The 21435-nt window shown below is 72.5% G+C and carries 22 protein-coding genes and 2 pseudogenes; 12 read left to right on the top strand and 12 right to left on the bottom strand.

Annotated features, from left to right (window positions below):
• The first annotated feature begins 24 nt into the window (after nt 1-24).
• The 6 genes from ACPYN7_RS05010 (at nt 25) to ACPYN7_RS04985 (ending at nt 5478) form a co-directional block, all read left to right on the top strand.
• A complete protein-coding gene (locus tag ACPYN7_RS05010) occupies nt 25-231 on the top strand; it encodes a hypothetical protein (protein ID WP_058874083.1) in 207 nt (68 codons plus the stop codon).
• Nucleotides 232-302: 71 nt separating this feature from the next.
• On the top strand, nt 303-1403 hold the full coding sequence (locus ACPYN7_RS05005; protein WP_424346886.1) for an NAD(P)/FAD-dependent oxidoreductase: 1101 nt from the start codon (nt 303-305) through the stop codon (nt 1401-1403).
• Nucleotides 1404-1489: 86 nt separating this feature from the next.
• A complete protein-coding gene (locus tag ACPYN7_RS05000; protein WP_424346885.1) occupies nt 1490-2518 on the top strand; it encodes an ion channel in 1029 nt (342 codons plus the stop codon).
• 159 nt (nt 2519-2677) lie between these two features.
• On the top strand, nt 2678-3463 hold the full coding sequence (locus tag ACPYN7_RS04995; protein ID WP_424346884.1) for a VOC family protein: 786 nt from the start codon (nt 2678-2680) through the stop codon (nt 3461-3463).
• 240 nt (nt 3464-3703) lie between these two features.
• Complete coding sequence (locus ACPYN7_RS04990; RefSeq protein ID WP_424346883.1) at nt 3704-4684, top strand: ABC transporter ATP-binding protein; 981 nt, start codon at nt 3704-3706, stop codon at nt 4682-4684.
• Nucleotides 4681-5478, top strand: coding sequence for an ABC transporter permease subunit (locus ACPYN7_RS04985; protein WP_058874079.1), 798 nt, complete (start codon nt 4681-4683; stop codon nt 5476-5478). The genes ACPYN7_RS04990 and ACPYN7_RS04985 overlap by 4 nt, the downstream gene beginning before the upstream one ends.
• A gap of 115 nt (nt 5479-5593) precedes the next feature.
• On the opposite strand, the gene ACPYN7_RS04980 is transcribed toward ACPYN7_RS04985, so the two are convergent.
• Both ACPYN7_RS04980 and ACPYN7_RS04975 read right to left on the bottom strand, forming a co-directional pair.
• A complete protein-coding gene (locus ACPYN7_RS04980) occupies nt 5594-5776 on the bottom strand; it encodes a PspC domain-containing protein (protein ID WP_058874078.1) in 183 nt (60 codons plus the stop codon).
• An 83-nt stretch (nt 5777-5859) separates the two neighbouring features.
• Nucleotides 5860-6345: a pyridoxamine 5'-phosphate oxidase family protein gene (locus ACPYN7_RS04975; RefSeq protein ID WP_424346882.1), complete on the bottom strand. Its 486-nt coding sequence runs from the start codon at nt 6343-6345 to the stop codon at nt 5860-5862.
• Between the two features lie 225 nt (nt 6346-6570).
• Here ACPYN7_RS04975 and ACPYN7_RS04970 point away from each other — a divergent pair, with 225 nt between their 5' ends.
• On the top strand, nt 6571-7179 hold the full coding sequence (locus ACPYN7_RS04970; RefSeq protein WP_424346881.1) for a flavodoxin family protein: 609 nt from the start codon (nt 6571-6573) through the stop codon (nt 7177-7179).
• A 15-nt stretch (nt 7180-7194) separates the two neighbouring features.
• Here the strand turns inward: ACPYN7_RS04970 and ACPYN7_RS04965 are convergent, their stop codons facing one another.
• A complete protein-coding gene (locus ACPYN7_RS04965) occupies nt 7195-7782 on the bottom strand; it encodes a hypothetical protein (protein WP_424346880.1) in 588 nt (195 codons plus the stop codon).
• Nucleotides 7779-8807, bottom strand: a complete 1029-nt coding sequence (locus ACPYN7_RS04960) for an arsenic resistance protein (protein WP_424347012.1) — start codon at nt 8805-8807, stop codon at nt 7779-7781. Before ACPYN7_RS04960 ends, ACPYN7_RS04965 begins: the two co-directional genes overlap by 4 nt.
• Nucleotides 8808-9355: 548 nt before the next feature.
• Here ACPYN7_RS04960 and ACPYN7_RS04955 point away from each other — a divergent pair.
• Nucleotides 9356-10528, top strand: coding sequence for an MFS transporter (locus ACPYN7_RS04955; RefSeq protein ID WP_424346879.1), 1173 nt, complete (start codon nt 9356-9358; stop codon nt 10526-10528).
• A 190-nt stretch (nt 10529-10718) separates the two neighbouring features.
• Here the strand turns inward: ACPYN7_RS04955 and ACPYN7_RS04950 are convergent, their stop codons facing one another.
• The 3 genes from ACPYN7_RS04950 to ACPYN7_RS04940 all read right to left on the bottom strand — a co-directional run bounded on the left by ACPYN7_RS04950 (nt 10719) and on the right by ACPYN7_RS04940 (nt 12297).
• Nucleotides 10719-11030: a hypothetical protein gene (locus ACPYN7_RS04950; protein WP_424346878.1), complete on the bottom strand. Its 312-nt coding sequence runs from the start codon at nt 11028-11030 to the stop codon at nt 10719-10721.
• A 359-nt stretch (nt 11031-11389) separates the two neighbouring features.
• A complete protein-coding gene (locus tag ACPYN7_RS04945; RefSeq protein ID WP_424346877.1) occupies nt 11390-11926 on the bottom strand; it encodes an SRPBCC family protein in 537 nt (178 codons plus the stop codon).
• On the bottom strand, nt 11923-12297 hold the full coding sequence (locus ACPYN7_RS04940; RefSeq protein WP_424346876.1) for an ArsR/SmtB family transcription factor: 375 nt from the start codon (nt 12295-12297) through the stop codon (nt 11923-11925). Before ACPYN7_RS04940 ends, ACPYN7_RS04945 begins: the two co-directional genes overlap by 4 nt.
• A gap of 431 nt (nt 12298-12728) precedes the next feature.
• Here ACPYN7_RS04940 and ACPYN7_RS04935 point away from each other — a divergent pair, with 431 nt between their 5' ends.
• Complete coding sequence (locus ACPYN7_RS04935) at nt 12729-13763, top strand: MBL fold metallo-hydrolase (protein ID WP_424346875.1); 1035 nt, start codon at nt 12729-12731, stop codon at nt 13761-13763.
• Nucleotides 13764-13899: 136 nt separating this feature from the next.
• On the opposite strand, the gene ACPYN7_RS04930 is transcribed toward ACPYN7_RS04935, so the two are convergent.
• Nucleotides 13900-14976, bottom strand: coding sequence for an SDR family oxidoreductase (locus tag ACPYN7_RS04930; protein WP_424346874.1), 1077 nt, complete (start codon nt 14974-14976; stop codon nt 13900-13902).
• 137 nt (nt 14977-15113) lie between these two features.
• Nucleotides 15114-16076, bottom strand: coding sequence for a GlxA family transcriptional regulator (locus ACPYN7_RS04925; protein ID WP_424346873.1), 963 nt, complete (start codon nt 16074-16076; stop codon nt 15114-15116).
• A 141-nt stretch (nt 16077-16217) separates the two neighbouring features.
• On the opposite strand from ACPYN7_RS04925, the gene ACPYN7_RS04920 reads away from it, so the two are divergent.
• Nucleotides 16218-16874, top strand: a complete 657-nt coding sequence (locus tag ACPYN7_RS04920; protein ID WP_424346872.1) for an isochorismatase family protein — start codon at nt 16218-16220, stop codon at nt 16872-16874.
• A gap of 118 nt (nt 16875-16992) precedes the next feature.
• Here ACPYN7_RS04920 and ACPYN7_RS04915 read toward each other — a convergent pair whose 3' ends face one another.
• The 3 genes and pseudogenes from ACPYN7_RS04915 to ACPYN7_RS04905 all read right to left on the bottom strand — a co-directional run.
• Nucleotides 16993-17538 carry a DapH/DapD/GlmU-related protein gene (locus ACPYN7_RS04915; protein ID WP_424346871.1) on the bottom strand — a complete coding sequence of 182 codons (546 nt, stop codon included), beginning with the start codon at nt 17536-17538 and terminating at the stop codon, nt 16993-16995.
• Between the two features lie 119 nt (nt 17539-17657).
• Nucleotides 17658-18533 carry a helix-turn-helix domain-containing protein gene (locus ACPYN7_RS04910; RefSeq protein WP_424346870.1) on the bottom strand — a complete coding sequence of 292 codons (876 nt, stop codon included), beginning with the start codon at nt 18531-18533 and terminating at the stop codon, nt 17658-17660.
• 186 nt (nt 18534-18719) lie between these two features.
• A pseudogene (locus tag ACPYN7_RS04905) lies at nt 18720-19412 on the bottom strand (NAD(P)-dependent alcohol dehydrogenase); the annotation flags it as partial.
• A gap of 490 nt (nt 19413-19902) precedes the next feature.
• Between ACPYN7_RS04905 and ACPYN7_RS04900 the strand changes: the two are divergent.
• Nucleotides 19903-21204 (top strand): MFS transporter, encoded by a 1302-nt coding sequence (locus ACPYN7_RS04900; RefSeq protein ID WP_424347011.1) that lies wholly within the window; start codon nt 19903-19905, stop codon nt 21202-21204.
• Nucleotides 21205-21290: 86 nt separating this feature from the next.
• Nucleotides 21291-21435: pseudogene (locus tag ACPYN7_RS04895) on the top strand (creatininase); the annotation flags it as partial.

The raw sequence follows: 21435 nt of genomic DNA, 5'->3' as shown, positions 1-21435 counted from the left end.
GATCTCCCGTGATGGGATGGGTCCATGGAAGCCAACGAGATCATGGACCGCATCCGCTCCGCCCGCGACCACGCCCTGGAGCAGGAGCGCGAGGAGCGCAGCAACATCGCCTCCGCCGACACCGCGGACAAGCAGGGCGCCGCGAGCGTGCGCCTGGCCACCCGGCAGGCCGTGCGCGAGGCCTTCGACGACATCCTCGGCGAGAGCTCCGACCCCGAGCAGGACGGCTGAGCACCCGGGTGCCCGGACCCTCGGACCACGGCGCGCCCGCACGCGATGAGGAGGCCGCCCGGAGCGGACCGGTGGCCCGCACGGCCGTGGTCGGCGCGGGCATCGTGGGCCTCGCCGCCGCCCACGCCCTGCGCGCACGCGGCGCCGACGTCATCCTCTACGAGTCCGGGCCGCCCGGCGGCGGACAGTCCGCCGGGCAGGGCCGGATCTTCCGGCACGCCCACGAGGACCCCCGGCTGGTGGCGCTGGTCGCCCGCAGCCGGGCCCTGTGGCGGGAGTGGGAGCAGGAGTTCGGCCTCGAGCTGATCTCCCCCGACGGCGCCGTGGCGATCGGGGACGGGGTCGAGGACAAGCTCCGCACCCTGGAGCCGTTCGCGGAGATCCCCGTGCGGCGTCTCGCGTCCGAGGAGCTGCACGAGCGGCTGCCCCTCCTGGCCGCCTGGACGGGCCCGGCGATGCTCGACGTCGACGGCGGCGCCATCCGCACCCTCGCCGCCGTCGCGGCGCTGACGGACCGGCTCGAGGACGCGGTGCTGCGCGAGCACGTGCTCTCGGTGCGGCGCACGGACGCCGGACCGGTGGAGGTGCGCACCGGGACCACGTGCGAGACCTACGACCACGTGGTGCTGTGCGCCGGCCGGGGCACCGCCCCGCTGGCCCGCGGCGCCGGGCTCGACCTGCCCGTGGAGGTGGGCGCGCACGTCCGCCTCACCTTCGCGGTGACCCCCGGCGTACCCGCAGGCCGCGGTCTGCCGACCTTCCAGGACGGCAGCGGGGCCTTCGGGGAGACCGGCGTGTACGCCGCGCCGTACCCGGACGGCCGCCACTTCTCGGTGGGCCTCAGCGCCGACACCCCCGCCCGTCCGGACGGTGGCCTCGCCGACCCCGCGGCGCTCGCCGCCCTGGCCGACCGGACCGTGGCCTACGTGGAGCGCGCCCTGCCCGGGCTGGACCCGCGCCCGGTGGACCACGTGCACTGCTGGGTCACCCGGCTGCCGTGGGGCGACGACGGCGTGGGGATCTGGTCCGGGGACGGGCTCACCGCCCTGGCCGGGCACAACCTCTTCAAGCAGGCCCCGGCGCTCGGCGAGGCGCTGGCGGAGACCGCGCTGACCGGCGCCGTCCCCGGACACCTCCACCACGGGCAGCAGCTGGGCCGCTCGGCCGGCTGACACCGCCGGGCCACGCGGTGGTGGCCGCCGGCGCGGATCGGCGTAAGGTCACCGGAGGTGCCCCGCGAGCAGACAGGAGACGTCCGGTGCCGTTCATCCTGATCCGCCTGGTCCGCCGGCTCGGCCGCGTGCAGGCCTGGGGGCTGCCGCTGCTGATCATCCTCACGGTGTTCCTGACCAGCTGGCCCCTGATGGCCTGGGCGGAGCCGCCCGAGAACACCATCACCGCCGCGGAGAACTACTGGTGGTGGTTCCTGGTCACCGCGTCCACCGTGGGCTACGGCGACTTCTTCCCCACCACGCTCGGCGGCCACCTGGTCGGCGTGTACGTCATCGTCGGCGGCATCGCCACGCTGACCACCGTCTTCACCAGGATCGCCACCGCGATCGAGACCGCGAAGGGACAGCGCATGAAGGGCCGGATCGAGCTCGACATCTCGGACCACCTGGTGATCCTCGGCTACACGCCCGGCCGCACGGAACGGCTCGTCGAGGAGCTCGCCGGGGACGGCACCGGGTCGATCGCGCTGTGCGCGTGGGAGGACGTGCCGCAGCACCCGATGCCCGAGCACGCCGGCGTCGAGTTCGTCCGCGGCGACCTCGCCGACGAGGCCGCGCTGCGCCGGGCGGGCCTGCACCGCGCGGCCCGCGTCCTCGTCGACGCCCGCGACGACAACGAGGCGCTCACGCTCACCGTGGCGGTCACGCACGTGCGCCCGGACGCCCACGTCGTCGTGACCCTGCGGGACATGGGCCGGGCCCGGAACTTCTCCTATGTCGACGACGACGTGCGGTGCGTGCAGTGGCACTCGCCGCGCCTGGCCACCGAGGAGCTGCAGGATCCCGGCATCGCCGCGGTCTACGCCGAGCTGATGACCCACGGCGGGCGGAACACCTACAGTGCCCGGCTGCCCGCGCGGCTGGCCGGCAGGGGGTTCGGGCGGGTCCAGGAGGCCCTGGGGCGCGGTTTCGGCGCCACCGTGCTCGCCGTCCAGCACCGGGGCGAGCTGCTCGACCCGAGCTGGGAGACCCCGCTGCCGGAGGGCTCCGTGCTGTACTACGTGGGCCGGCGCCGCCTCACGGCGGAGGAGATCGCCGACACCTGCTCGGCCTGAGGCCGGCGGCCGGTCCCGTCGGCGCGGTCCCGCTAGCGCGTCCGAGCGGCCCCCTAGCCTGGAACGTGTCGGAGGTCACAGTCCCCGGTGCCCGGTCCCGGGTCCCGCCGCAGACCGCCGGCGGCTCCGCCGCACCCGTTCCCCGGAAGGACCCTCGCCATGACCACGCACATCGAACCCTGGCCGGCCGGCACACCCTGCTGGGTGGACCTGATGGCCTCGGACCTGGGCCGCACCCAGGCCTTCTACCGCGACGTCCTGGGCTGGACGTACACCGACTCCCAGCCCGAGTACGGCGGCTACTGCAACGCCCTGCTCGGCGACCGGGCCGTCGCCGGGCTCTCGCCCACCATGGAAGGCATGGCGGACGCCCCGCACGCGTGGTCGGTCTACCTGGCCACCGAGGACATCGCCGTCCACGCCGCGCGGGCGGCCGCGGCAGGGGCCACCCCGCTGTTCGAGCCCATGCAGGTCGCGTCCTTCGGCTCCATGGGGATGTGGACCGACCCCACCGGGGCGTCCTTCGGGATGTGGCAGGCCGACGAGCACACCGGCTTCGAGGCCTCCGCGGAATCCGGCGCGGTGGCCTGGTGCGACCTGATGACCGGCGACCCGGCCGGCGCCCAGGACTTCTACGCGAAGGTCTTCGACTACACGTACCAGGACATGGGGGACGAGACCATGGCCTACGCCCTGTTCACCGTCCCCGGCGGGCAGATGCCCGCCGGGGGCATCGGCGGCCCCGACCCCCGGGCCGGTGACACCCAGCTCGGCTGGTCGGTCGCCTTCCAGGTCGAGGACGCCGACGCCGCCGTGCGGCGCGTGCGCGAGGCCGGCGGGTCGGTCGACCAGGAGCCGTTCGACTTCGAGTTCGGGCGGATGGCGAGCGTCGCCGGACCCGACCGGGAGGTCTTCGCGGTGATGACCCCGAAGGAGGAGATGTAGGCGCCGCACCGGGGCGTCTCGGCTCCGGTCGAGACGCCCCGGCGCCGCGGCGACCGGCCGGGTGCCGGCCCGACCGGGAAGCGCGGAGAACTCCACGTCGAGCCGCAGCAGGACGGCTCGGAAGCCGGCGCCGTCGGCGCCACGGATGGGTCCGCCGCGTCCCGGACCGTCCGTGCGCCCTGTTCTACGATGAGCCCATGCGTCCAGCACCGAGCGTGCGCGAAGTCCAGGAGCCCTGACATGACACCGGCCATCCGCGTGCACGGGCTCGTGAAGGACTACGGGCGCACCCGTGCCCTGCACGGCGTGGACCTCGAGGTGCGGGCCGGGGAGGTGTTCGGCTTCCTCGGCCCCAACGGCTCGGGGAAGTCCACCACCATCCGGGTGCTCATGGACCTGCTGCGCCCCACGGCGGGCAGCGTCGAGATCTTCGGCACCGCCCCCGCCGCCGGTGGGCCCGGGCTGCGCGCACGGATCGGCTACCTGCCCGGTGAGCTCTCCTTCCCCGCCCGGATGAGCGCCGGGGAGTACCTCGCCTACCTCGCGGCCCTGCGGGGCGGCCGGGGCCGGCGGCGCACCGGCGAGCTCGCCGAGCGGCTCTCCCTGGACCTGTCCCGTCCCCTCCGGGCGCTCTCGAAGGGCAACAAGCAGAAGGTCGGGCTGGTCCAGGCGTTCATGCACGATCCCGAGCTGCTCGTCCTGGACGAGCCGACCAGCGGCCTGGACCCCCTGCTCCAGCGGGAGTTCCTGCTCCTCGCCCGCGAGGCCGGCGCGAGGGGCGCCACGGTCTTCCTCTCCAGCCACATGCTCCAGGAGGTCGAGGAGGTCGCCGGACGGGTCGCCATCATCCGCGAGGGCCGGGTGGTCGACCTCGACGACGTCCGGGCCCTGCGGGCCCGCGCCGGGCAGCAGGTCCTCCTGCGCTTCGCCGAGCCGGTGCCGCTGGCGGAGTTCGCGGACCTGCCCGGCGTGCAGGACGCAGCCCTCGACCCCTCCGACGGCACGACGCTGAGCTGCCTGCTCCGCGGCGACCCGATGCCCCTGCTGACCGCGGCCGTCCGGCACCGCGTGGTCCGCTGGCAGGCCGAGGACCGTGAGCTCGAGGACCTGTTCCTGGACTTCTACCGGCGGCCGTTCCCCTCCACCGCCCCGGCACCGCCCGCCCCCTCGGACCGGCCGGCGCCGGGCTCCGCGGCCACGCGCCCGGGGGGCGTGCGATGACCGGCCGCGGCGGGACCGTTCTGGCCGGGGTGCTGCGCACCAACCGGCGGTCGCTGCTGCTGTGGGCGCTCGCCGTCGCGGCCGTCACGGCCCTGTACACGGCGTTCTACCCGAGCGTGGGCGGCGGCCAGATGGACGCGATGCTCGAGTCCATGCCGTCGGAGTTCATCACGGCGATGGGCTTCGACAGCATGACCACGGCGGCCGGCTACGTCACCTCCACGGTGTACTCGCTCCTCGGCGCCGTCCTCACCCTGGTGTGCGCCATCGGGCTGGGCGCGCGCCTGATCGCCGGGCAGGAGGAGGACGGCACGCTCGAGCTCGAGCTCAGCGCCCCCGTCTCGCGGCGGAGGATCTACGCCGAGCGGCTGGCGGCGCTGTGGCTGACGGTCCTGGTGCTGGTCCTCGCCCTCACCGCCGCCCTCGGTGTGCTCTCCGCCGCGCTGGAGCTCGGCCTGTCGGCCGTGAACGTGGCGGCGGCGAGCGCAGGCCTGCTCCTCTTCGGGGGTGCCCTGGGCACCGTGGCCTTCGCGGTGGGAGCCGCGACCGGCCGGCGCGGGACCGCCCTGGGAGCGGCCGCGGCGGCCGCGGTCGCCTCCTACCTGCTCAGCTACCTCTCCCCCATCGCGGAGGCGCCGTGGATGGAGCAGATCTCGCCCTTCCACTGGTACATCGGCGCCGAACCCCTGGCCACCGGATTCGACGGACCGGGGCTGGCGCTGCTGGCCGCCCTCGCGGTGCTGGTGGCGCTCGGCGGCGCCGTCGCCTTCGCGCGGCGCGACCTCATGGTCTGAAGGCACGGGCCCGCACCGCCCCGCGGGCCCGTTCGGCGGGCAGGACCCGGCTCCGCCCGGTCGGGCCCCGGCGGGCGGAGCCGGGTCCGGCGCGGAGCTCGGGCGGAGTCGGGGCTCAGGACTCCTTGGGGATGATGATCCACAGGGCGATGTAGACCAGCTCCCCCACGCCCACCAGGCCGAAGACGATGAAGCCCAGGCGCAGGAGGAACTTCGGCAGTCCGAAGCGGGCCGCGAGGGCCGCGCAGACGCCGGCGATGAGCTTGCCGTTGCGGGGGCGGACCAGTGCAGTTCTCATGCCCGGATTCTACCAACGGCCTCCGGGACACGCCCGGGCGCAGGGCCGTCCGGACGGGCGGTGCGGACGGCCCCGGACAGGCGTCAGAGGTCGACGACGCCCTTGTCGCCCTTGATGGTGTCGCCCGTGACCTTGGCCTTCACGAGGTTCGCCACCTGCGTGACCTTGCCGCCGCCGGGGGTGTCCCAGTACTCGGCGGAGCGGCCGGTGACCTCGATGAGGACGTTGTCCGGGTTCTCGGGCCCGCCTTCGAGCCAGGAGCCGGTGAAGCTGTCCCACAGCTCCTTGAGCTTCGCCTCGTCGTTGAGCACGAGCGCCGTCCCGGTCAGCGAGACCCAGGCGCCGTCCCCGGCGTAGGCGACGTTCACGGAGGGCCGCTGCTGCAGGTCCTGGACCTGGTCCGAGGTGCGCTCGGCGATGAAGTAGACGGTGCCGTCGAAGTCCACGTCCTGCGTGGCCATCGGCTTGGAGATCAGGTTCCCGTGCTCGTCCGCGTGGGTGAGCATGGCGATCCGGGTGTTCTTGATGAGCTCGCGCACCTTGGCGGTGCCGTCGTCCTGGTCGGTCATGGGGAGGTCCCTTCTCTGTTCGACAACTCTGTTCGACAACTGGGCTGGTCGAGAACCGGGCCGGCCGACAGCTGAACCTGTCGACGTCCGCGCTGCGGATCCGCGGCACGGACGGCCAGTCTACGAACACCGGGCGCATCGCACGAGGGGTGCCCCGGCGATCGGTCACCGCTAGGTTGGAGCTGACACCGCCCCGAGGCCAGTTCCACCCGGAAGGACCGCCCCATGCAGCAGCTCTCCGCCGTCGCCCTCGTCTGCACCCTGACCCCCTCGCCGAAGCCCTCGAGCAGCGAGCTGATGGCCCGGCACGTGCTGGACCAGCTCGAGCAGCACGGGGTGCGCACCTCCTCGGTCCGGGTGGTCGACCACGACGTGAAGCCGGGCGTGCAGGTGGACATGGGCACCGGCGACGAGTGGCCGGCGCTGCGGCAGCAGGTCCTGGACGCCGACATCCTGGTGCTCGCGACCCCCATCTGGATGGGCCACCCCTGCAGCATCGCCCAGCGGGTGCTCGAGCGCCTCGACGCGGACCTCGCCGAGACCGACGAGCAGGGCCGGCCCATCATGTACGACCGGACCGCGATCGTGGCCGTGGTCGGCAACGAGGACGGCGCCCACAAGACGATCGCCGACATGACGCAGGCCCTGAGCGACATCGGGTTCACCGTCCCGGCGCAGGCCGGGACGTACTGGGTGGGCGAGGCCATGCAGTCCGTGGACTACCAGGACCTCGACCAGGTGCCGGAGAAGGTCACGGCCACCACGGCCGGGGCCGCCCGCAACGCCGCGCACCTGGCGCGGCTGCTGCGCGCCGAGCCGTACCCGGTGGCCTGAGACCGGTTCCGGGATCTACCGGTCGCCCGGGGTCTCGGACGCGGCCGGGACCACCGCGTTCCTCGCGGTGCTGACGGGCAGGTTCACGGGGCACGCCATCTGCCCGGCGAGGCGGTGGACCACGGCGAACGCGCTCAGGGCCAGCGCCAGCACCCCCAGCCACGGCTGGACGGGCGCGAACCACGTCATGGCCCCGGTGGACCCCAGGGCCAGGAGCGCGAGCTTGTTGCAGACCGGGCAGCCCACGGCGAACCAGGCGGCGAACGTGCCGGCCGCGCCCAGCCGGGCGCTGCGGCGCTCGCCGGACTCGACGGCACGGGCCACGGTGGCCGCGGCGACGTCGTCGTCGGGCAGGGGGGTCCCGCCGGCGACGGGCGAGACGTAGGAGGCCACGAGGACACCGGTGAGCGCCGAGGTGGCGAGCCAGACGGGGTAGTTCCACCACACCGGCGGGATCTCGCGGCTGAAGACGCTGTTGGGGATGAGCACGGTGGCCAGGCCCAGGACCAGGGCGGTGGCGAGGCCCGCGAGCACGGCCACGCCCCACTGGCGCGGGCCCCACAGGCGGAGGGCCTGGGCGGCGGGACGGAGGCGCTGCGTCATGGGCGGGGAGCCTTTCGATCGGACGGGGGGTTCCCCCCACTGTGTCGTGGATCGCGGTCCTGCACCAGCGCGGGGACCAGCCGCACCAGCAGCACCATCCCCACGAGCTCGACCAGGGTCTGGGTGACGACGACGAACGGCGTGAGCGCGAGCCGCTCCGGCAGCGCCAGGGCCAGGGGCAGCACCACGAGGGAGTTGCGGGTGGCCCCGCCGAAGACCAGGGCCCGGGAGGACGGCACGTCCAGGCGGGCCAGCCGGGCGGCGAGGACCCCGAGCGGGACCATGAGCAGCAGGAAACCGGCGTAGAGCGGCACGACCGCCGCGAGGTCGGCCAGCTGCTCCCCCACCCCGCGCACCTGCGAGGCGATCACGGTGAACAGGGTGAGGGCCATCAGCGGCACCATGGCGGCGGTCGTCGCGGCCCCCACCCGCCGGGCCGCGGCGGAGCGGAACGCCGCCCGCTGCACGAGCGCGGCCGCGGCGAGGGGAAGCAGGATCAGGAGCACGAACGCCTCCGCGAAGGGCCCGAGCTCCACGGGGGCGACCGCCTCCGGACCGGCGAGGAGCAGCAGGTAGGCCGGCAGGAGCAGCATCTGCGCGAGCATCAGCAGGGGGGCCGCCGCCAGCAGCCGGTCGGCGGCGCCGCCGGCGAGGCCGGTGAAGACGATGACGTAGTCCACGCAGGGGGCCAGCAGCACCAGCAGCACGCCCAGCAGCAGCGCCTCGTGCCCCGCGACCGCCCGGGACAGTCCGAGGACCACCACCGGGACCACCACGAAGTTGAGCACCAGCAGCGCCGCCAGGAAACGCAGGTCCGCGAAGGCCCGGCCCAGCGAGGCGAACGGGACGGCCAGGAACGTGGCGAACAGCAGCAGCCCGAGGACCGGGGTGATGGCCGGGGCGAGCGCCGGCGCACCGGGCACCGCCCAGCCCACGAGGACCGCGGCCGCGATGGCGGCCAGGTACACCGCCACCTGGTGGCGCTCCGCCCACCCGGCGGCTGTCGACCCGTTCACCCGCCCCAGCCTAGGGGCAGGGCTCCGGCGGCCACCGCTGGAGCGGCACCGCCGGCTCCCTGCCGCCCCCGCACGGGGACACCGAGGAGAGGTCACCACGGGGAGGACAGGAGAAAGGGGCGGGACGGCCCCCCAGCCGTTCCCGCCCCTCTGTTCTCCGCCTCAGGACGGACGCCCACCCACGGTGGCGGATCCCCCCGGATCCGTTGTGCTGCCCGCCTGTCCCAGAGCTCGAGGGGTCTTGGAAAACGCCCTCTCACCAGGAGCGTCGCTCATCCCGTCCCTCCAGGCAAGACCCCCGGGGTGCCGCGCATTCACAATCGGAAGCAAACGTGTGTGATCGCGAACACATGGGCGTCCGCCGACGCGGTCCGGCACCGCCCCCGGACCCCGATCAGCTCACGCGGTAGCCTCGAGGTCGGACGAACGGCACGAGCGGCGCTGTCGGTTTCTTCGCCCCGGTGCACCGATGAGCAGTCGGGCCGAGCGCGTCGGAACGCCGACTCCGCTGCGGCCGGCAGCGGCACCGGGACACGCCGCAGAACCTGGAGGCATTCATGACACTCTCCGCGGGCCACCGGATCGGGCTGGCCGGAGCGGCGGTGGTCGGGGTCGCCTTCGGCATGGCCCGCTACGCCTACGGTCTGACGCTGCCCGGCATCCGGGAGGACCTGGGGCTCTCCGAGCTGGTGCTCGGCCTGGTCTCCAGCGCCACGTTCGCGGGCTACCTGGCCGGGCTGCTGCTCGCGGGACGACTGGCCGCTCGGCACGGTTCGCGCGCTCCGACGACCGTGGGCGGGGTCTGCGGCACCGCGGGGGCGGTGATCGTGACCTTCGCGCAGTCCCCCTGGCTGCTCGCCGTCGGGGTCGTCCTGGCCGGCAGCGCCGGCGGCTGGGTCTGGGCGCCCTACTCCGACATCGTGACCCGTGCGGTGCCCCTGCGGCAGCAGCCCAGGGCCCTGGCGATCATCACGACCGGCACCAGCGGCGGGTTGCTGCTGCTGGGCGGGCTGGCCGTGACGGCCGCGCTGGGCTCCTGGCGCCTGGTCTGGGCCGGCATCGCCGTGGCCGCGGTGGCCGCCGCGGTCGTGAACCTCCGCCTGGTGCCGCGCACCAGGCCGGCCCCGCGCCCGGACGGACCGGGCGGCGCCTCCTCCCTGGTCACAGCGCTGCGCGTCCCGGGCGCCTACTCCGTCGTCTACTTCGCGGTCGTCGTCATCTACTTCACCTACGCCGCCGACGCCCTCGGCAGCGGCACCCTTCCGGCGGCGGCCGTGCCTGCCCTCTACGCGGTCATCGGCCTGACCGGCATGGTGGGCGTGACGACCGGGGCCCTCGCGCAGCGGATGGGCAGCGGGCGGGTGGCCGCGCTGAGTCTCGTGACGGTCGCCGCGGCGCTGGCGCTGCTCGGGCTGGCCGCCGACTCCCTGGCCGCGACGATGGTCTCGGCGTGCATCTTCGGTGTCGGGTACATGACCGGATCGGCGGTGCTCGCCGTCTGGACCGCCGAGCTGGTGCCCGACCGCGCCGGGGCGGCGTTCACGGCCTGCCTGGTCGTGGGGGCCTTCAGCTCGGTCGCCGCACCGGCCGTCGCCGGCGCGGTCATCCCCGGCCTGGGCCTGGGGACCCTGCTCGTGCTCACCGCCGCGGTGGCGCTGCTCAGCGGAGCGGCGCTGCTGCTGGTGCAGGGGAGCTCCCGGAGGGCGGCCGTCGGCGAGACCAGCCCGTGAGCACCAGCATCCACCGTGCTGCGCGCCGCCCGACTGGCGGCGCGCAGCACCTAGGTGCTCGCGGACCGGGTGCAGGCCGTCGTCGAGCAGCGCTGCACCCTCGTCCTCTCGGCGATCGAGGGAACAGAGGCGTTCGCCGGTCTCCCCCGGTCCGCCGGCCCGCGGGGCACTGATGCGCCCGGCCGGGGCCTCACCTCATGCGCCGGCAGGCGGGCTCGCTCGTGTAGGTGAGGATCACCTCGTCGTCCTCGGGGCGTTCCCCGAAGGCGCGACGGGTGGCAGCGGCCAGCACCGCGGTGACGACGGCTTCGTCGTCCTCGGGCCGTTCCCGCTCGCGGCTCCAAGGACTCGGGGAACCCCCGACTCCGGTGACCGGTGGGGTGCTGGGCCGGGACTGCTCGAGAGGTCGGAGCTGGAGCCCTCCAGGGCCCTCGATGGGGCCCTCGATCTCCGGCGGCGCAGAAGGAGTGGATCCGAAGTGGATGCTGGTGGTCGTGGTCATCGCGCTTCCCTACGTCGTTGTAGTGGTGTGCTGGGGCGGTCTCCACCCGCGCAGGGTGTGAGGACTCCGGTGGAGTGCTCCGCCTCCCGGATCCCCAGGTCCGTCACTGGGCCCGGGGATCTCGGCGGTCCGGGTGGAACCGGGCGTGCTGGTGGACGCCGAGGACTGCGAGAGTGGCAGGCGACGCACCGGTGTGGCTTCGCGTTCGCCCGCAGGTGCCCCTGACCCTAGTGAAGCGGATCCTGGCGCGGAACCACCCGACGAAATATGTCGTTGCATCGGCGCGCGAGAACGGGCCGGAACGTGCTGGAGCACGGGCCGCCGTCGCCCTGCAGCCGGCCCGTGGTCCCGTCGGCGGGTCAGGACTGCCGGGGCGTGGCCGGAAAGCGTTCCTCGTAGGCGGGGACCAGGGCGGGGTAGTAGTCGCGCTCGAAGTCCATCGCCGCGACGTCCCCACCCGTCTCGGCCGCCACGAGGCGGTCCAGGTAGTAGTCCCAGCCCGGGCCGATGCTGTGCGCCCACCCCGGCTCCGGCAGGACCTGGCCGAAGTGCAGCGTCGTACCACCGTCGTCCTCGGTGAGCCGGAACTCCACTCGCCAGTCGTGGTCCTGTCCGTCCAGGCCCTCACTGCGGGCGCGTGTGCGCAGCAGCCGCGGCGGCTCGCAGGCCTCGATGTGATGCTCTTCCTCCGGCATGCCGTCCTCGGCGGTCATCCGGAAGGTGACGCTGCCGGAGGCCGGGTCCCCGGTCCACGTGCCGATCCAGCGCTCGAGGCGTTCGGGATCCGTGACGGCGGCCCACACGTCCTCGACAGGAGCGCTGAAGTGGCGGGTGAACACGATCCACTCACCGTCCTGGCGGGTCTCGGGCCGGCCGGTGGCCTGTGGTGCGGTCATCCTGCGTCCTTCCTCTCGGTGCGGGCCGGCCGGTCCTGCCGGCCGGCGGCGCGGTCGCGGCTGGTGCGGCGGACCTCGAGGTCGAGTCCGTCCAGGACGTGCTCCGGGATCCGCGGTGTCCGGCCGCTGAGCTCCTCGAGCAGGACGGCGACCGGCTCCAGGGCGGAGGGCACCAGGGTGTAGTGGCGCTCGCGGCCGTGCGTGGCCCCGGCCACCAGGCCCGCGCCGCCGAGCACCTTCAGGTGCCTGCTGACCGCCGGGCGGCTGATGTCGTGATCGGCCGCCAGGTCGACCACCCGCGCCGGCCCCTCGGCCAGCCGCCGCAGCAGGGCCCGCCGCACCGGGTCCCCGAGAGCCGTGAACACGTCCACGACATCTATGGTAATCCTCCAGTTACCAATTTGCCAGACATCCTGGACGAGACCATCGGGAGGCTTCCATGCCCGCCAGCAGGGATGTGACTACTCATCCGAGACACGTATCAGTGAGCGCTGATCATGTCTGGGAAAGGCCCCCCGCAAGGGGGGTACGGGCCTGGAGCGGTCATCCATACTGGAATCTCCACACCTGACGTGCGCCACATCCCTGGGGGAACTCCATGTCTGCTTCTGGATCCGATCACCATGCCCACTCACCGGGAGGCATCTCGCGTCGCCGCGCGCTCGGGCTGGCTTCCGCCCTGGGGCTGACGCCGCTGGCGGTCACCGCCTGCGCCCCGGGCAGCGCAGCCTCCTCCAGCGGCGGAAGCGCCACCGCCTCGCCCACCGCGATCGCCCCCGGCCGGGCTGCGGGCCGGACCCCCTTGACCACCGAGGCGCGGAACCGGATCGTGCTGCTGGGCACCAGCGGCGGGCCGCCCTGGTGGAACGACTCCCACCGCGAAGGCGTGGCCTCCGCCGTCGTCGTCGGGGACAAGTACTACCTGATCGACGCCGGCGACGGAGTGGGCAAGCAGATCAAGAAGGCCAAACTGGGCAACTGGACCCAGGACATGCGCGGCCCCCTGGACGCCCTGGAGGCCGTGTTCCTCACCCACCTGCACTCGGACCACATCTCCGACCTCTACAACATCTTCGGCACCGGCCTGCAGAACGGCGTGACCGTGCCCGACCGGGTGCTGCAGGTCTTCGGGCCCGGCAACCGCGGGGCGCTGCCGGTCAACTACAAGGGCGAGCAGATCCCCGCCGACCAGGTGGTCCATCCGGCCAACCCCACCCCGGGCACCCGGGAGACCATCGAGGCGATGATCAGGACCTTCGCCACGGACTTCAACGACCGGATCATCGACTCCGGCTACCCCCCGCCCCGGGAGTTCTTCGTGGGCCGCGACATCGCCCTGCCGGCCGAGCTGACCGATGACCCCAACGGTGATCCGCACCCGCGGATGAGCCCGATCGAGGTCTTCGAGGACGACCGGGTCAAGGTCACCGCCACCCTGGTCCAGCACGCCCCGGTCTTCCCGGCCTTCGCCTACCGGTTCGACACCGACACCGGCTCCGTGACCTTCTCCGGGGACACCAGCCCGAGCGAGAACCTCGTGGAGCTGGCGAAGGGTTCGGACCTCCTGGTGCACGAGGCCATCGCCGAGGAGTGGGTCGGCCGGCACCACCCCGCCCCGCGCGATGCGACCTCCGAGGCCGAGTACCAGCACCTGATCGGAGCGCACACCACCATCGAGGACGTCGGAGGCGTGGCCGAACGCGCCGGAGTGAAGACCCTGGTGCTCAACCACCTCGTGCCCGGCAACTGGCCGGTCGAGAAGTGGGAGGAGGCCGGGAAGAACTTCTCCGGGGAGCTGATCATCAGCGAGGACTTCGACTCCATCGCCATCGGCTGACCGCCGGACGATCCCGGGCGGCTCAGGAACGCCCTGACCCCCGACAACGTCCCGAGCCGCCGGCCGAGCATGGGACGGCCCGTCCTTCCGTGAAGGTCCGTGACGGTGCCGCGGTGACCGGCCGGCGGGGCTCCGCTCAGGGGATGATGCCCTCGGCCCGGTAGCGCTCGAACAGGCGGATGAAGCAGTCCTGGGTGCGGCGATAGCCGGTGAACCCGGCCAGCCGGCTCTTGCTCATGTCGGCGACGACCTCGATCGGCCGGCCCAGGTCCGCGTCCGTGTGCCACCACGAGGCCACTCGCTCGAGCCGCGGCTCGACCAGATCGCGCTCGGCCACGATCCGGGCCCAGACGTCGTCGGCGCCGCGCATCTGCTCCTGAAGGGGCCGCGGTGCCTCCTGGAAACCCTCCCAGTCGACCCCGAAGAAGTCGGCCAGGACCGGCCACATCCTCCGCCACCGGAAGACGTCACCGTTGACCGCGTTGTAGGCCTCGTTCCCGGCCGCCTCCGTGGTGGCAGCCCAGATCATGTGCTCGGCCAGCAGCGTGGCGTCGGTCATGTCGGTCAGGCTGTTCCACTGCGTCTCGGAGCCGGGGAACACGAAGGGCCGGTCGGTCTCCCGGCAGATCGCGGCCTGCACCGCCAGGGTGAGTCCCATGTTCATGGCGTTGCCCACCGCGTGCCCGATGACCGTGTGCGCCCGGTGCACCGACCAGCGGAATCCCTGGCGCTCGGCGGCGGCCCACAGCTCGTCCTCCTGGGCGTAGTAGAAGTTCTCCACCGGCAGCCGGGGCTCCTCCTCCAGGAAGGGGGTGTCGGGCATGTCGCCCTGCCCGTAGGCCTCGAAGGGACCCAGGTAGTGCTTGAGCCCGGTCATCAGCCCGACGTGCTCCACCGGGGCATGGGCCAGAGCGGCCAGGAGGTTGCGGATCATCCCGGCGTTGACCTCGATGTTCTCCTTCTCGGTGGCCTGGCGGGACCACGCGGTGAAGAACACGTGCGTCGGCCGCTCAGCGGCGAGCGCCGCTTCGAGGCTTTCGGCCGAGCGCAGGTCCGCGCTCACGTGCCGGGCGGTGCTGCCGGGCACGGGAGTGCGCGACAGCGCCACGACGTCCCAGTCCTGGGCAGTGAGCTGCTCGACGAGCGCGGAGCCGGCGATGCCGCTGGCGCCGACGACCAGGGCGGTCCGGGCGGAGATCTCAGATGAGTTCATGGGACCCCACTGTGCCACCGCGCCCCGGGCCCCGCCGCTCCCGGAGGGCGATGTGCGCGGAGGGAGAAATCGACGGCACCGGCCGCTGCCCGGCAGAGGACCGCCCCCTCGGCGCTCGTCCGTCAGAACCGACGGGGTCACTCCTCGGTCTGGGCCACCTCGGCTCGGAAGCGCGCGCGGTACTGCGAGGGTGAGATCTTGAAGGCGGCCGAGAAGTTCTGGCGCAGCGTCACGGGGCTGCCGATGCCGCAGTCAGTTGCGATCGTGTCGATCGGCCGATCGGTGGTCTCCAGCAGCCGGCGGGCCTCGTCCAGGCGCCGCGTCCGCACCCAGGTGGCCGGCGTGGTTCCGGTCGCCGCCCGGAACGTGCGCACGAAGGTCCGCGTGCTCATGTGCGCCGCGGCGGCCAGGACCTCGATCGACAGGGGCTCGGCCAGATGCTGCCCGGCCCAGTCCATGACCCGGGAGATCGCGTCGTCGTCGGGCCGGGGAGGCAGGGGGCGCTCGATGTACTGGGCCTGTCCGCCCTCCCGGTGCGGGGCGATGACCAGACTCCGAGCCACCTTGTTCGCCGCGTCGGCCCCGAGGCGTGTCCGGACCAGGTGCAGACAGGCGTCCAGTCCCGATGCGGTGCCCGCCGAGGTGAGGACGTCGCCGTGGTCGAGGTAGAGCACCGACTCGTCCAGGGCGAGGTCCGGATGCCGCTGCGCCAGCAGGTCGAAGGCCTGCCAGTGCGTGACAGCCGGGCGCCCGGCGAGCAGTCCGGCATCGGCCACCGGGATCGCCCCGAGGCAGAGACCGACGATCGTCGCCTCCGCGGCATGGGCTGCCCTCAGCGTGCCGCGCACCGCCGCACCGGCCGGGCGCCCGTCGAGGAACCACGACGGCATCACGAGGACGTCGGCGCCCTCCGCGGCCGTCAGGCCCTGGATCCCCTCGATGCCGTATCCCTCCGCGGTGCGGATCCTGCCGGGCCGGTCGCCGAACAGGAAGGTCTCCCAGTCGCCCAGGCCCTGCCGGGCGACCTCGTCGAAGACCATCTGCGGCACCGACAGGTGGAACATGGTGATCCCGTCGAAGGCATGGATCCCGATCCGCATCCGCCCCCCCCTTCCGCTTGGCGTGAATCCATCGTACGTCGGCCTTTGCGCCACTGGTGGATCCTGGCCGGCGTTCGCAGGATGGAGGAGCACCCATCACCGGTCGCACCTCCGCGACCGCCGGAACCCCAGGAGTCCCCCATGCCCAGCCCGCAGCGCGCGCTTGTCCTCGTCGACGTCCAGCAGGACTACTTCGGCGGCGGCCCGCTGGCGATCCAGCACCCGCCGCACAGCGAGTCGGTCCCTCGCGTCACCCAGGCGATCGAGGCGGCCCGCGCCGCCGGGATCCCCGTCGTCGTCGTCCAGCACACGATGGGTGAGGGCGCGCCGGTGTTCGACCCGACCCAGCCCGGCTTCCAGCTGCACCCCGAGGTGGCTCAGCGCCGCGGCGAGAACTGGAAGACCGTGGTGAAGCAGTACGGCTCCGTCTACGCCGACACCGACGTCTCCACCTGGCTGCGCGAGCAGGGAGTCGACACCGTCACGCTGGTCGGATACATGACGAACAACTGCGTCCTGGCCTCGGCCGTCGAGGGCGAGGGCCTCGGCTTCACCACCGAGGTGCTCGCCGACGCCACGGGCGCGGTCAACCTCGCCAATGACGCCGGCTCCGTCGACGCCGAGACCGTGCACACCACGCTCATGACCCTGCTGCACTCCAACTGGGCCGCCGTCGCCTCGACGGATGCCTGGGTCGAGGCGCTGAACGCCGGGCAGCCCCTGCCGGGCAGCGACCTGGGCAGCTCCGCCGTCGCCGGCGCCCAGCAGCACGCCGCCGTGGCCGGGCGTTCCGCCTGAGGCCGTAGCCGTCGGGGATGCGTTCGCCGTCGGCGGTGGCCCAGCCGAGGTCGCGGATCACTCACTGGCTCGGACGAAGCGGTGCCGGGGCGGTTCAGCCGCTCACGGAGCGCACCACTCATGCTGGGGAGCCCACGACCACGGATCTCTCCGGGACGTCCTTGGTCACCACCGACGCTGCCGCCACGACGGCGTCGTCACCGATCGACACCCCCGGGAGAATGATCGCGTTGGCCGCGATCCACACGTTGCGGCCGATCACGATGGGCGCCGGGTGCATGTCCGCCCGGCGGCTCGGGGCGAGATCGTGGTTGAGGGTCGCCAGCACCGTGTTGTGCCCGATCAGGCAGTCGTCGCCGATGACCACACCGCCCTGGTCCTGGAACCTGCAGCCGGAGTTGATGAAGACCCGCTTCCCGAGGGTGATGTTCTTCCCGAAGTCGGCGTAGAAGGGCGGGAACACCGTCACCGTCTCGTCCACCGGCCTGCCGGTGAGCTGGGCCAGCAGCTCCCGCACCCGGGCCGGTTCACGGTATCCGCCGTTGAGCTCCCCGGTGATGCGCAGGGCCTCCTGGCTCACCCGGTGCATGACCTCGTGCAGGGGCGAGTCCCCTGTGATGGTGCGCCCGGCGTCGAGCGCCTCCAGAAGATCGGTCAGGTCCATGGTGTCCTCTCAGTGGTGTCCGGGCAGCGAGGCCCGCGGGTCCAGCGCCTGGTCCAGCGGCCCGGCCCGCGCCCTCTCAGCGGACGCGTCCGTGGGTGCCCCGCGATCCGGAGCCCGGGTCAGTGGTGGGTGACGGTGGCGGGGTGGTCGGCGGCCCAGGAGTCCAGCAGCCGCAGCCGCTCCGCGGACGGCGAGCCGGGCTCGGCGGAGTAGATCATCAGCACCTGCCCGGGCTCGGCGGTCACGGCCAGCTCCTCGTAGGCCAGGGTCAGCTCCCCCACCACGGGGTGCCGGAAGCGCTTGGTGCCGGTCCCGTGGGTCCGCACGTCGTGAGCCCCCCACAGCGTGCGGAAGGTCTCGCTCCGGGTGGACAGCTCCCCCACCAGGTCCTGCAGGCCCCGGTCGTGCGGGTCGCGCCCGGCCTCGGCGCGCATGATCGCCACGCACATCTGGGCGAAGACCTCCCAGTCCGGGTAGAAGTCCCGGGCGGCCGGATCCAGGAACTGGAACCGGGCCAGGTTGGGAGTGCGCCCCCCGGCCCCGATCAGCGGGGAGTAGAAGGCCCGGCCCAGGGCGTTCGTGGCCAACAGGTCCTGATGCGCGTCGCGCACGAAGGCCACCCCGTCGGTGATCGCCTCCAGCGCCCACTGCAGGGACGGCCGGGCCGGCCCCGGCTTGACGCCCCGGCGCCGCGGGCGTCCCGAAGCCGGGACGCCGTCGGCGGCCCGGGCCAGGTCCAGCAGGTGGGCCCGCTCGGTCTCGTCCAGGCGCAGGGCGGCGGCGATGGCCTCCAGCACCGAGGAGGAGGCCCCGGCGATCGCCCCGCGCTCGAGCTTGGCGTAGTACTCCACGCTCACTCCCGCCAGGGCCGCGACCTCGGAACGGCGCAGCCCCGGCACCCGCCGGTTGCCCGCGGCGGGCAGACCGGCACGGTCCGGGGTGAGCTTGGCCCGGCGGGAGACGAGGAACTCACGGACCTCGGAGCGGTTGTCCATCCCGCCAGCGTAGGTCGCCGTCGACGCGCGAGGGAGACCCTGCCCGTACACCCCTCGGCCCGGAGTCCCGCGCTGACGGCAGGAATCCTGCCGGTGCCCGACCAGGGACGGGGGAAGGACTGCCGTGGTCGCACGGGGTGCCTCCACCAGCGCTCTGACGTGGGTGGGTCTCTCCGTCATGGCGGCTCAGACCAGGGTCGCGGTGTCGATCACGAAGCGGTAGCGCACGTCGGAGGCCAGCACCCGCTCGTAGGCCTCGTTGACCCGGTCGGCGGAGATCAGCTCCGTCTCCGGGACGATGCCGTGCTCGGCGCAGAAGTCGAGCATCTCCTGGGTCTCGGCGATGCCCCCGATCATCGACCCGGCGTAGGAGCGCCGGCCCCCGATGAGGGAGAAGACGTTCAGGCTCAGCGGCTCCGCCGGGGCCCCGACGTTGACCAGCGCACCGTCGACGGTGAGCAGCGACAGGTAGGCGTCCACGTCGATCACCGCGCTGACGGTGTTGAGCACCAGGTCGAAGGACCCGGCCAGCTGCTCGAAGGTGGCCGGCTCGGACGTGGCGAAGTAGTGGTCCGCCCCCAGCCGCAGCCCGTCCTCCTTCTTCTTCAGCGACTGCGAGAGCACGGTCACCTCAGCGCCCATCGCGGAAGCGATCTTCACCGCCATGTGCCCGAGCCCACCCAGACCCACGACGGCGACCTTCCGGCCGGGGCCGGCGCCCCAGCGGCGCAGCGGGGAGTAGGTGGTGATCCCGGCGCACAGCAGCGGCGCGGCCGCGGCGAAGTCCAGGGACTCGGGCACGGACAGGACGAAGCCGGCGTCGACGACCACGTGGGTGGAGTAGCCGCCCTGGGTGATGGTGCCGTCCCGGTCGGGGCCGACGGCGGGGCGACTGCACCACCTCCTCAGGTTCGGCAGAGCTCAGGGAGTCCCTGGTGAAGGGTGTACCGGGAGAGCACCCCATGGGCGGCGCCTCCGCGCTCACACCGCTGCCGACGTCAGCGCGCGGTGATCCGCCCCTTTCGGTCTCCAGCTCCGTCTGCGCCAGGACGACCCTGACGGTGACCATGACGGCGCAGACCGGCGAGCCCATCGTGGATGGCCGTGACGGGGAAAGGTGCCCCTCAGCCAGCCGAGGGCTCCTGCGGTTGCACTGATCGCAATTGAGTTTCCATAGATGCTTTCCACGCACTCCCTTGGAGTCAAGCGGATGTCACTCACTATCACGATAACGGCGCAACTTCTGCACAACCGTTGACTGACCCGTGTGACCCAGCTTACTTTGATGCAACCACGTTGCAATGAATGCAACACCTTCACCCTTGGGGGATCTATGACGCACGAAGCCGGCACCGAAGTGCCGCCCACGATGAAGACCTCCTCCGATCCTGCAGCTGTGGTGACCGCCTCCACACGACGTCGGGTCATCTCTGCCAGCTTCATCGGCAACTTCGTCGAGTGGTTCGACTACGCCATCTACGGGTATCTGGCCGCCACCATCGCGGTGGTCTTCTTCCCGGAGTCCGATCCGCAGACAGCCCTGCTGGCGACCTTCGCCCTGTTCGCCATCTCGTTCTTCGTCCGGCCCTTGGGAGGGTTCGTCTGGGGCCACATCGGCGACAAGCTCGGCCGGCGCACCGCGCTGTCCCTGTCGATCCTGATCATGTCGGTGGCCACGTTCTGCATCGCCCTCATCCCGGGCTACGCCACCATCGGGATCTTCGCCCCGGCGCTCCTGCTGGTGGTGCGCATCGTGCAGGGGTTCTCCGCGGCCGGGGAGTACGCCGGGGCATCGGCCTTCCTCGTGGAATACGCCCCCGCCAACCGGCGCGGGCTCTACGCGGCAGTCGTGCCGGCCTCCACCGCCGCCGGCCTGCTCTTCGGGTCCCTGTTCGTGGCCGGACTGACCATGGTGCTCTCCGACGACCAGCTGAACAGCTGGGGCTGGCGGATCCCGTTCCTGCTGGCAGCACCGATGGGCCTGATCGGCCGCTACATCCGCACCAAGCTCGAGGACACCCCGGTCTTCCAGGAGCTGGCCGAGGAGGACGAGGTCATCACGGCCCCGGTGCGTGACATGTTCCGCAACCACTGGGCCACCCTGCTGCGCGCCTGTGGGGCCGTACTGCTCAACGCCGTGGGCTTCTACATCCTGCTCAGCTACATGCCGACCTACCTCTCCGAAGAGGTCGGCTTCGGCAAGACCGAGTCCTTCCTCGCCACCTCCTTCGCCCTGCTGTCCTACATCGGATTCATCTTCCTCACCGGCCTGGCCTCGGACCGGTTCGGACGCAAGAAGATGCTCATGACCGCCTCCGTGAGCTTCATCCTCCTGACGGTGCCGCTGTTCATGCTCCTGGACACCGGGTCCTTCCTGGTCGTGCTGCTCGTCCAGATCGTCCTCGGGGCCATGCTGACCCTCAACGACGGCACCCTCCCCAGCTTCCTGGCCGAGCTGTTCCCCACACGCATCCGCTACAGCGGCTTCGCCGTGAGCTTCAACCTGTCCAACGCCGTCTTCGGCGGCACCGCCCCGTTCATGGCCACCCTGCTGATCTCCGTCTTCGCCACGAACCTCGCCCCGGCCTGGTACCTCATGGCCGCCGCCGCGATCTCCTTCGTCGCCGTCGCCCTCTCCCGCGAGACGTGCAACAAGCCGCTGGCACGCTGAGGTTCCCCGCCTCCTCTCCCACGGGCAGCGCCCCTCGGCGCAATCCTCACCCTCTGTCCCGACACATCCTCCGCGAAAGGACGATCATGACCACCTCGCCCACCGCCACCTCCCCGAACGCGACCAGCGTCGCCGAGCTCGAGCGCCTGAAGATCCTGCACAACGGAGTCAAGGAGCAGCTGACCTTCTCCGACGCCGAGTTCGAGCGCCGCCTGGCCGGGCTGCGCCGAA

It is taken from the genome of Kocuria sp. CH-021 (assembly GCF_049716185.1).
Taxonomy (GTDB): Bacteria; Actinomycetota; Actinomycetes; order Actinomycetales; family Micrococcaceae; genus Kocuria; species Kocuria cellulosilytica.
This window is presented reverse-complemented; position numbering and strand designations above follow the sequence as displayed.

Excerpts from the sequence above, each read along its gene's own strand:
- ACPYN7_RS04945 (WP_424346877.1), bottom strand. The coding sequence starts at position 11,926 with ATGACCGCACCACAGGCCACCGGCCGGCCCGAGACCCGCCAGGACGGT.
- ACPYN7_RS04920 (WP_424346872.1), top strand. The coding sequence starts at position 16,218 with ATGCCCAGCCCGCAGCGCGCGCTTGTCCTCGTCGACGTCCAGCAGGAC.
- ACPYN7_RS04955 (WP_424346879.1), top strand. The coding sequence starts at position 9,356 with ATGACACTCTCCGCGGGCCACCGGATCGGGCTGGCCGGAGCGGCGGTG.
- ACPYN7_RS04965 (WP_424346880.1), bottom strand. The coding sequence starts at position 7,782 with ATGACGCAGCGCCTCCGTCCCGCCGCCCAGGCCCTCCGCCTGTGGGGC.
- ACPYN7_RS04970 (WP_424346881.1), top strand. The coding sequence starts at position 6,571 with ATGCAGCAGCTCTCCGCCGTCGCCCTCGTCTGCACCCTGACCCCCTCG.
- ACPYN7_RS04900 (WP_424347011.1), top strand. The coding sequence starts at position 19,903 with ATGAAGACCTCCTCCGATCCTGCAGCTGTGGTGACCGCCTCCACACGA.
- ACPYN7_RS04915 (WP_424346871.1), bottom strand. The coding sequence starts at position 17,538 with ATGGACCTGACCGATCTTCTGGAGGCGCTCGACGCCGGGCGCACCATC.
- ACPYN7_RS04985 (WP_058874079.1), top strand. The coding sequence starts at position 4,681 with ATGACCGGCCGCGGCGGGACCGTTCTGGCCGGGGTGCTGCGCACCAAC.
- ACPYN7_RS04975 (WP_424346882.1), bottom strand. The coding sequence starts at position 6,345 with ATGACCGACCAGGACGACGGCACCGCCAAGGTGCGCGAGCTCATCAAG.
- ACPYN7_RS04995 (WP_424346884.1), top strand. The coding sequence starts at position 2,678 with ATGACCACGCACATCGAACCCTGGCCGGCCGGCACACCCTGCTGGGTG.
- ACPYN7_RS04950 (WP_424346878.1), bottom strand. The coding sequence starts at position 11,030 with ATGACCACGACCACCAGCATCCACTTCGGATCCACTCCTTCTGCGCCG.
- ACPYN7_RS04925 (WP_424346873.1), bottom strand. The coding sequence starts at position 16,076 with ATGCGGATCGGGATCCATGCCTTCGACGGGATCACCATGTTCCACCTG.
- ACPYN7_RS05010 (WP_058874083.1), top strand. The coding sequence starts at position 25 with ATGGAAGCCAACGAGATCATGGACCGCATCCGCTCCGCCCGCGACCAC.
- ACPYN7_RS04980 (WP_058874078.1), bottom strand. The coding sequence starts at position 5,776 with ATGAGAACTGCACTGGTCCGCCCCCGCAACGGCAAGCTCATCGCCGGC.
- ACPYN7_RS04910 (WP_424346870.1), bottom strand. The coding sequence starts at position 18,533 with ATGGACAACCGCTCCGAGGTCCGTGAGTTCCTCGTCTCCCGCCGGGCC.
- ACPYN7_RS04930 (WP_424346874.1), bottom strand. The coding sequence starts at position 14,976 with ATGAACTCATCTGAGATCTCCGCCCGGACCGCCCTGGTCGTCGGCGCC.
- ACPYN7_RS04990 (WP_424346883.1), top strand. The coding sequence starts at position 3,704 with ATGACACCGGCCATCCGCGTGCACGGGCTCGTGAAGGACTACGGGCGC.